The organism is Pseudomonas edaphica, assembly GCF_005863185.1.
GTDB classification, from domain to species: domain Bacteria; phylum Pseudomonadota; class Gammaproteobacteria; order Pseudomonadales; family Pseudomonadaceae; genus Aquipseudomonas; species Aquipseudomonas edaphica.
Genome location: NZ_VBVZ01000855.1, coordinates 1 through 2,063, shown reverse-complemented (window position 1 = coordinate 2,063; position 2,063 = coordinate 1). Strand labels below are relative to the sequence as shown.

General features: G+C 60.2%; 2 protein-coding genes. Both read right to left on the bottom strand.

Annotation, left to right across the window (positions count from 1 at the left end):
- The coding region (locus FEM54_RS31345; RefSeq protein WP_138454150.1) for an extracellular solute-binding protein at window positions 1-587 on the bottom strand (587 nt) is incomplete at its 3' end.
- Window positions 588-610: 23 nt separating this feature from the next.
- A complete protein-coding gene (locus tag FEM54_RS31340; RefSeq protein WP_017135352.1) occupies window positions 611-1,969 on the bottom strand; it encodes a glutamine synthetase family protein in 1,359 nt (452 codons plus the stop codon).
- Between the last annotated feature and the right edge of the window lie 94 nt (window positions 1,970-2,063).

The following is a 2,063-nucleotide window of genomic DNA, read 5'->3' as shown; positions in this document are numbered from 1 at the left end:
GGGTTTTCGCTGCGCGGGTCTTTGCCCATGTAATTGAGAATCGCCGGGAACAGCTCATCGTCTGAATCGAGAAAAGCCACTCCGCACTCGTGCAGCTTCTTGATGTTCTCGGGCTCAAACAGCACCGCCCATGAGTCGATGTGGTCGATCCCCAGCACTTGCTTGACCTTGTCGACGTTGTAGCCGATGCCGTTGGTGCCCCACAGGTACGGCACCGAGTGCGCGTTGCCGGGGTCGTTTTTCTCCAGCAGCTTGAGCAGTTTGGGGTCGAGGTTCTTGAAGTTGGGCAACTGCGAGCGGTCGAGTTTCAAGAACGCACCGGCTTTTACCTGGCGTGCCAGGAAGTGGTTGGACGGCACCACCACGTCATAGCCGGTGCGCCCGGCGAGCAACTTGCCTTCCAGGGTTTCGTTGGAGTCGAACACGTCATAGATCACCTTGATCCCGGTCTTGGCCTGGAAATCGGCCAAGGTGGTCTCGCCTATGTAGTCGGTCCAGTTATAGACGCTGACCGTCTGGGCGGCCTGGCCGCTGCTGCTGAACGCCGCGACAAGAGCCAGCGGGAGAAGCTTTTTCACAAGACGCATATCGACACCCCTTTATTGGTTTTTTAGACGCTCAACAGCAGGAACTCACGCTCCCAGGAACTGATCACTCGCTTGAAATTCTCGTGCTCGGCGCGCTTGACCGCCACATAGCCACGCACGAACTTATCGCCCAGGTACTGCTTGACCGTGTCGCAGTCCTCCATGCGCGCCAAGGCATCTTCGAGGGTGAACGGCAAGCGCAGGTTGCGGCGCTCATAGGCGCGGCCTTCCACCGGCGCGCTCGGCTCAATTTGCTCGATCATGCCCAGGTAGCCGCACAGCAAGCTCGCGGCAATCGCCAGGTAGGGGTTGGCATCCGCGCCCGGCAGGCGGTTTTCCACGCGCATCGCGTCGGGGCTGGAGGTCGGCACACGCAGGCCGACGGTGCGGTTTTCTTCGCCCCACTCCACGTTGACCGGCGCCGAGGTGTCCGGCAAAAAGCGGCGGAACGAGTTCACGTTCGGCGCGAACATCGGCAGCAGTTTGGGAATGTACTTTTGCAAGCCGCCGATGTGATGCAAGAACAGCTGGCTCATCTTGCCGTCGGCGTCGACGAACACCGGCTTGCCGGTGGCGATCTCCACCACGCTCTGGTGCAGGTGCATGGCGCTGCCCGGTTCGTCGGCCACTGGCTTGGCCATAAAGGTCGCGGCCACATTGTGCTTGAGCGCGGCTTCACGCAGGGTGCGTTTGAACACGGTGATCTGGTCGGCCAGGTCGAGGGCGTCGCCATGGCGGAAGTTGATTTCCATCTGTGCCGGGCCGTCTTCGTGGATCAGCGTGTCAAGGTCCAGACCCTGCAGTTCACACCAGTCATAGACGTCTTCGAACAGCGGGTCGAATTCGTTGGCGGCGTCGATGGAAAACGACTGGCGCCCGGTTTCGGCCCGGCCCGAACGGCCCACCGGGGTTTTCAGCGGCAGGTCCGGGTCTTCGCAGCGCTGGGTCAGGTAGAACTCCATTTCTGGCGCGACAATCGGCTGCCAACCTTTGTCGGTGTACAGTTGCAGGACTTTTTTCAACACGTTACGCGGCGACAACTCGATGGGGTTGCCCTGCTTGTCGAAGGTGTCATGGATCACGATGGCGGTGGGTTCGATCGCCCACGGCACCACGTAAGTGGCGTTGGACACCGGCCGGCAGATCATGTCGATGTCGGCAGGGTCGAGCAGGTCGTAGTAGATATCGTCGTCGACAAAGTCCCCGGTCACCGTTTGCAGCAGCACACTCTCCGGCAGGCGCATGCCTCGCTCATGCAGGAACTTGTTGGTGGGCGCAATTTTGCCGCGTGCGATGCCAGTCAAATCACTGATCACGCACTCGACTTCGGTAATCTTGTGTTCTTTCAGCCAGGCGGACAGCTGATCGAAGGGGGCGTTCATAAGGACCTCGTCATGGGTTGGTTGCACGCGCCGACTTGTACTCCCGGCGCATTGAGGTCTATCTTGGGCCAGCCTTCAAACGGCATCTATCCAC